At 65.1% G+C, this 6,420-nt stretch carries 7 protein-coding genes and 1 pseudogene; 4 read left to right on the forward strand and 4 right to left on the reverse strand.

Annotation, left to right across the window (positions count from 1 at the left end):
- Window positions 1-78 precede the first annotated feature (78 nt).
- From ACWDTP_RS36495 to ACWDTP_RS36505, 3 genes and pseudogenes are all read left to right on the forward strand, one after another.
- Window positions 79-465: pseudogene (locus ACWDTP_RS36495) on the forward strand (cytochrome ubiquinol oxidase subunit I); the annotation flags it as partial.
- On the forward strand, window positions 462-1,061 hold the full coding sequence (locus ACWDTP_RS36500; protein WP_450028090.1) for a sulfite oxidase-like oxidoreductase: 600 nt from the start codon (window positions 462-464) through the stop codon (window positions 1,059-1,061). The pseudogene ACWDTP_RS36495 and the gene ACWDTP_RS36500, both read left to right, overlap by 4 nt.
- 3 nt (window positions 1,062-1,064) lie before the next feature.
- Complete coding sequence (locus ACWDTP_RS36505) at window positions 1,065-1,805, forward strand: ferredoxin reductase (RefSeq protein WP_450028091.1); 741 nt, start codon at window positions 1,065-1,067, stop codon at window positions 1,803-1,805.
- A 42-nt stretch (window positions 1,806-1,847) separates the two neighbouring features.
- On the opposite strand, the gene ACWDTP_RS36510 is transcribed toward ACWDTP_RS36505, so the two are convergent.
- Together ACWDTP_RS36510 and ACWDTP_RS36515 are read right to left on the reverse strand one after the other, a co-directional pair.
- A complete protein-coding gene (locus ACWDTP_RS36510) occupies window positions 1,848-3,242 on the reverse strand; it encodes an NAD(P)/FAD-dependent oxidoreductase (RefSeq protein WP_450028097.1) in 1,395 nt (464 codons plus the stop codon).
- 112 nt (window positions 3,243-3,354) lie between these two features.
- Window positions 3,355-3,891 (reverse strand): YkgB family protein, encoded by a 537-nt coding sequence (locus ACWDTP_RS36515; protein ID WP_450028092.1) that lies wholly within the window; start codon window positions 3,889-3,891, stop codon window positions 3,355-3,357.
- A 423-nt stretch (window positions 3,892-4,314) separates the two neighbouring features.
- Between ACWDTP_RS36515 and ACWDTP_RS36520 the strand changes: the two genes are divergently transcribed.
- On the forward strand, window positions 4,315-4,908 hold the full coding sequence (locus ACWDTP_RS36520; RefSeq protein ID WP_450028093.1) for a sigma-70 family RNA polymerase sigma factor: 594 nt from the start codon (window positions 4,315-4,317) through the stop codon (window positions 4,906-4,908).
- A gap of 60 nt (window positions 4,909-4,968) precedes the next feature.
- Here ACWDTP_RS36520 and trpC read toward each other — a convergent pair whose 3' ends face one another.
- Both trpC and ACWDTP_RS36530 read right to left on the reverse strand, forming a co-directional pair.
- Complete coding sequence (gene trpC / locus ACWDTP_RS36525) at window positions 4,969-5,754, reverse strand: indole-3-glycerol phosphate synthase TrpC (protein WP_450028095.1); 786 nt, start codon at window positions 5,752-5,754, stop codon at window positions 4,969-4,971.
- A 22-nt stretch (window positions 5,755-5,776) separates the two neighbouring features.
- On the reverse strand, window positions 5,777-6,316 hold the full coding sequence (locus tag ACWDTP_RS36530; protein ID WP_450028096.1) for a carboxymuconolactone decarboxylase family protein: 540 nt from the start codon (window positions 6,314-6,316) through the stop codon (window positions 5,777-5,779).
- Window positions 6,317-6,420 lie beyond the last annotated feature (104 nt).

Consider the following 6,420-nt stretch of genomic DNA (forward strand, 5'->3'; position numbering starts at 1 on the left):
CTTTTTTTTCTGTTCCGGCCACCACCGTTTTCTACACCAGCGACAAAACACACTTCCCTACCCGAGGCTCTTCCGATCTCCTCCTTGCTGGTGCAGCACTGGCTCGGCGCGGCCGGTATGCCGCGCCGCTACGCCGACTACCTGCCCACCGACGCGTTCACCACGCTCAACGTCGTCTCGACGATCGGCGCGTTCATCCTCGGCATCTCGGTGCTGCCGTTTCTGTGGAACACGGTCAAGAGCTGGCGCTACGGCGAGCCGGTCACCGTGGACGATCCGTGGGGTCACGGGAACTCGCTGGAGTGGGCCACCAGCTGCCCACCGCCGCGGCACAACTTCACCGAGCTGCCCCGGATCCGTTCCGAACGGCCGGCGTTCGAGCTGCACTACCCGCACATGGTCGAACGGATCCGCGCCGAATCCCACGTCGGCCGTTCCATCACCACGACAAAGGAGAACCGGTGACTGTCGTCAACAAAGGCTTTCGTGGCCGCCGGAACGAATCGGCCCGCCAGCTGCCGCCGGGCCAACACCTGACCACGGACTTCCCCGTCCTACAAACCGGACCGACCCCGCACATCGATCTCGATAATTGGCGATTCACCATCCGAAACGAGATTGGCACCGAGCACGCATGGACGTGGGGCCAGCTGAAGCGAGTACCCCGCCAGCGGCTCACCGCCGATATTCACTGCGTCACCACCTGGTCCAAGCTGGACACGAAATGGGAAGGCGTCTCCCTGGATTCGCTCTTCGAATCCATCGAGACCACCGCCGAATTCGCACTGATCGGTTCCTACGGCGGCTACACCACCAACATCCCGCTGCCCGACCTTCTCGGCGGCAAGGCCTGGATCGTCGACGGTTACCAGGGCGCACCCCTGCCCGCCGCGCATGGTGGCCCGGCGCGGCTGCTGGTGCCGCACCTGTATTTCTGGAAGTCGGTGAAGTGGGTGCGGTCCATCGACCTGCTCGAGAGCGAGACCCTCGGATTCTGGGAGCGCCTGGGTTATCACGGTTACGGCGACCCGTGGCGCGAGCAACGCTATGCCGGGGATTGACTCGTGGTCGATGGCGTACGGTCCAGGTTGCCGTGGCGCGTTGCCCGGGTGGTCGAGTCGATTCCCGAGACCGGATCAGCGCGCACCATCAGGCTCGTCGTACCGGGCTGGGATGGGCACCTGGCCGGTCAACACATCGATCTCAAACTGACCGCCGAGGACGGGTACAGCGCGCAACGCAGCTACTCGCTGAGCCGGCCCGCCGACGGCGAGCGCATCGAGCTCACCGTCCAGCAGATCACCGATGGCGAGGTCTCCCCCTATCTGACCAGCGTGCGCCCCGGCGAGGAAATCGAACTTCGCGGGCCCATCGGCGGCTGGTTCGTCTGGCGGCCGCGCGAGGGCACCCGAATCCTCCTGGTCGCCGGCGGATCGGGCATCGTGCCGTTGCGGGCGATGCTGCTGCAGCGGCTACTGACAGGCAACGCGCGGTTCTGGCTCGTATACTCGGTGCGCACCCCGGCCGATGTCTACTACGCCGACGAGCTGGCCCAACTCGAACGTGACTGCGACTGGCTACACGTCACCGTTGTCTACACCCGTTCGGCGGCACCGGGGACCACCCGCCCACCGGGCCGGATCGGCCCCGGTGATCTCGCCGCTCCCGGATGGCCTTGCGAAGACCCTCCACGCGTCTATGTCTGCGGACCAACGGGATTCGTGGAATCGGTGACCACAACGCTCATCGGACACGGTCATTCGCCTGCTGCCATTCGGACCGAGCGGTTCGGGCCGAGCGGATGATCGGATGCGCTCGGATTCGGTGGCTTCACGACGGATGCCGCCTCAGTCGGCGCGCGACGGCACCGCCGTAGCGTCGGCTGATGCTCTTTGGTAGCGAAGGTCGTCGGCATACATTCGGTCGTCAGTCGGATGCATCTCGGGGGACGCCGTTGCGGGCATGAATTCCTCACTGGCCGAGAACCGGGCGAGAGACGATTGGGCCAACCCGATCGACACCAGCGGCCGGGAAAACAGGACGTTGGTGAGGTATCCCAGTGCGACGGCCCACCTGTTCGCGTTTCGGGGTATGGCGTACAGGTGGTAGACCCGGGTCACGAGTTTCGCGGCGAATCCCGAGAGGTGAATGTTGAACGGATTGGCGACAGCGAATCCGGGGCCCAGGTCGACGACGGTGCCCAGATCGCGGTGCCGATATGCGCGTGCCCGACCGTAACCCAGGCTGGCGGCGACGTTTCGGGCGAGGGCCTTGCCTTGCCGGCTTGCGTGCTGCGCCGTCGGCGGCGTTATCGTTCCGTGGTTGGTGACATCGGGGACGGCTGCCGCGTCACCGCCGGCGTAGACCCCGTCGAAGCCCGGGACCTGCAGATCCGCCCCGACTTTGAGCCGGCCCTTCTCGGTCGGCAGCCCGGTCGCCGCGATGAGCGGGTTGGCGACCACACCGGCCACCCATGCCACGGTGTAGGTGCCTATCCGGGTTCCGTCACTGAGGACGACATGGTCCGCCTCGACCCGGGAAAGGGTGACACCGACCACGATCTCCACCCCCCGCCCTCTGAGCGCCCGCTCGGCTCGGGCGGCGAGTGCGGCGCCGAGTTCGGGCATCAACCGTCCCGAGCGTTCGATCAGAATCAACCGGACCCCACCAGGCTCGAAGCCGAAGCGGCGGGCCGCCTCCGCGGCCGTCGCGCACAGCTGGGCGATGAGCTCCGTTCCGGAGTAGGACGATCCCACGACCACGACGGTTTTACGTGCGGCGGCGCGCTCATCGTCGGTGTCGATGCGGGCAAGTTCGAACTGTTCGATTATGTGGTCGCGCAGGTAGAGTGCCTGCGCCGTCGACTTGAGCCCGCGTGCGTGTTCGGCCAGGCCCGGTATGTCGAACAGGCGGCTGATCGAACCCGGAGTCAGTACGAGCCGATCCCAGGACAGCTCGTGGGTCGTGTTCTCCTGGTCGCGACAGCGCAGCGAACGTGCGGACAGATCCACCGAATCGACATGAGCCCGAACGAGTCGGACGCCCGGCAGCATGTCGACCAACGGCACCGTCGCCAACCGGGGGTCCATCGCTCCACCGGCGACCTCCGGCAGGAGGGGCGTGTACAGCAGGTAATCGACCGGCGAGATCAGGGTCACGGTGGCGTCGGAGCGGCGCCGTTGGAGCTGCCTGCTGAGCCGGCGCGCACACTCGAATCCGGCGAATCCTCCACCGACGATCACGATCGAGGAGGGCTGCCGGGTGGAGTCTGGGAGGTCCGGGCTGATGAAGGGTACGGCAGGAGTGCGGGGTGGACTCATGGGGTCTCTCTGAATGGTCGGGGTGGCGGCCCGGTCAGGAAGCCTGGCCGGTGTCAGAGGGTTTCGTGGCGATCCTCGCCTTCCTGCGGGCCGCGTCAATTGCGTCGGCGAGTAGCCACACCGATAAGCCGAAGAGCGCGATGTCTTTCATCAAGAACTGTCCGTTGGCGGACAGCACGGGAAAGCCTCCGGCAGATGCTTCACCGACCTCGGGGGTGGTGATCATGAAGCTCAGGGTGTTCAGGAAGAACAGCGAGGCCAGTAGGCCGCCGACGACGGAGGCCTTCGGAAGCCACGGCTTGAGACCGAGCAGCACTGCCGTTATCAGTTCGACAGTGCCGAGGAGCCGGCCGAACGTCCTGATGGAGATGATGTCGTAAATCCAACTCTCGAAGGGGCTGTTGGCGATCAGCGGTGAAATGCCGTGTGATTCGTAGTAAGTGAATTTCATGGCGCCGAACCAGGCGAGGACCACAACCAGTGCGTAACGAGCAACCAGTGGCGCGATGGTGGCCAGTTGGTAGTCTCTCGGTTGACTGACTACGGTCCCGGTGTGCTCATCGTGTGACATGCTCTCTCCATTCGTATTTCACTACGCCGTCGCGGCCCCGACGAACGGTCGGTACTTCTTCAGCTCCTCGGGAGACAGACTTGAGGTTGGCCCGGACGTAGCCCGCTTCAGGGCTCGGATCAGCGATTGGTGTGCAACGTTATCACTCGGAATTGGACTATCTAGTCCCTATTAAGGTGGCCTGTTAACACCGGTGTTGCCTCGTTATCGCATCGCCTTATAGCGCGCGCCCCGGCGGTCGCGAGAGAAGGTGCTGGCAGGGTAACGTCGCCATTCGACGGCGCCGCCCCGCAGCCGCGGTCTTCCACTCCACCCCACCGAGGATGTGTCGGCGGCCCCGTCTCACAGCCGCCGGTCACGGCCTTCGGGCGCGAACCCGTCCACGCGCTATCACTCGAATACAGGACGACAGCGAGGATTTCGATGAACGCCGCACCAACGGTCGAATGCGTCGTCGAATCGGATGCGGAGCTGGCCGCACGGTTCGAACGCGAAGCCATGCCGCACTACGCCGTCCTGCTCCGCGCAGCCCGCAGGCTCACCCGCAGTGAAACCGAGGCCGAGGATCTTGTGCAGGACACGCTCACGAACGCCTACTTGGGGTTTCGCCGGTTTCGGTCCGGCACGAATGCGCGAGCGTGGCTGTTCTGCATCATGCGCAACCGATGGATCAGCTGTCACCGAATGAAGCAGCGGCGTCCGGCCTCCTGCTACGTCGACGAGATCACCGACCGCGACTTGGCCGGCAGTGCATCTCATTCGACCCGAGAAGGTCGTTCGGCCGAGGACGAGGCTCTCGACAGTCTTCTCGACCGTGAGCTGAGAGAGGCGGTTCAGTCGCTGCCAGACGGGTTTCAGAAGGTGCTGTACTACACGGGCGTCGAAGGTCGCACCTACGCCGAGACAGCGGTGCTCCTGGAGATCCCACTGGGCACGGTCATGTCGCGTATATCGCGGGGTCGCGCTCGGCTCCGCACCAAACTGGCGGAATACAACGCGGTTTCACGAAGCGGATAGCGGACACACCACCCTGCGAGAGACGGCGACACCACGTCACGTCCGTCGGGACTGTGCGGCCTACGCGTTCGCAGTCTCGATGAAATCGCGAACAGCGGTACGCGGGTCCCCCGACCGCACCAGCGCCTCGCCGACCAGCACCACATCGGCGCCCCACCCGTGGTATTCCGCGACATCCCGCGGACCCGCCACCCCCGACTCCGCCACCCGCAACGCACCTTCCGGGATACGCGGCGCCAGGTCGGCGAACACGGAACGGTCCACTTTGAGTGTGGTCAGATCTCTGGCGTTGATACCGAGCAGTTTCGCACCGGAATCGACCGCACGCTCGACTTCCTCGGCCGTGTGGGATTCGACCAGGGCCGTGAGCCCTACCTCGGCACACACGCCTAACAACTCGGTCAGCTGAGCGTCGCTGAGCGACACCACCATCAGCAGTGCCAGGTCAGCGCCGTGGGCTCGCGTCTCCCAGAGTTGATAGGGCTCGACGATGAAATCCTTGCGCAAAACGGGTATATCCACCCGGGCACGCACCGCGTCGAGGTCCGCGAGAGAGCCGCCGAAGCGACGCCGCTCGGTCAGCACACTGATGGCCGCCGCACCACCTGCGGCGTACTGGCCGGCCAGCGATGCGGGATCGGGGATGTCGGCAAGCTCACCCTTGCTGGGACTCTTACGCTTCACCTCGGCGATGATCGACACCCCTGGTCGCCCGAAGGCCGGCAGGGGGTCGAGAGCCGGTGCCATGTCGGCTACTCGCGACCGCAACTCGGCCGGCGACGTCGCGCGCTTACGCTCGGCAAGGTCTTCGCGGACCCCGACGAGGATCTCGTCCAGAACATTCACAATTATCCCCTCATTGATCCGGTCACACCGTGGCCACGGGCGGGAAATCGATATCGGTTTCGGCAACGTTGTTGAGAACGTTGGTGAGCATGAATTGCACCGCGAGGGTGACAAGTTCGACGATCTGCTTGTCAGAGTAGCCCGCGGCACGCACGGCGGAGAGGTCGGCGTCGGATATCCTGCCCCGCTCTTCGATCACCCGACGGGCGAAGGCACCCGCCGCGGCGCGCTTGGGATCGGTCGAACGTCCCTGCCTGGCGAGCGCGATATCGTCGTCGGTGGCGTGGCCGAACGCCGAGGCCGCATAGCTGTGCGCGGTCAAGCAATAGTCGCATTCGTTCACTTGAGACACCGCGAGTGCCACGACGTCGCGCGTCCGATGGTCGACAGTATGGCTCGACGCTCCCTGCAGGGCGATGACCCCGGAGAGCGTCGCGGGACTCAGCGCCATGAGCTTGAAGGAATTCGGTGTGAAGCCCAGCTGCGCATGGACGGCCCGCAATGCGGGCTGTGACGCCTCCGGGGCATCGTCGATGCTGTGCGGATAGGACAAGCGGGCCATGGCTGTTGGGTTCTCCTTCTAGCAGGCTTCGACGTGGACCGGTCGCAACCCGAGGGTGAAGCGTGTGTCGCCGGGGACAGACGTGACGCCGACGGTGCCGCCAT

The sequence above is a fragment of the Mycobacterium sp. NPDC003449 genome (assembly GCF_053588415.1).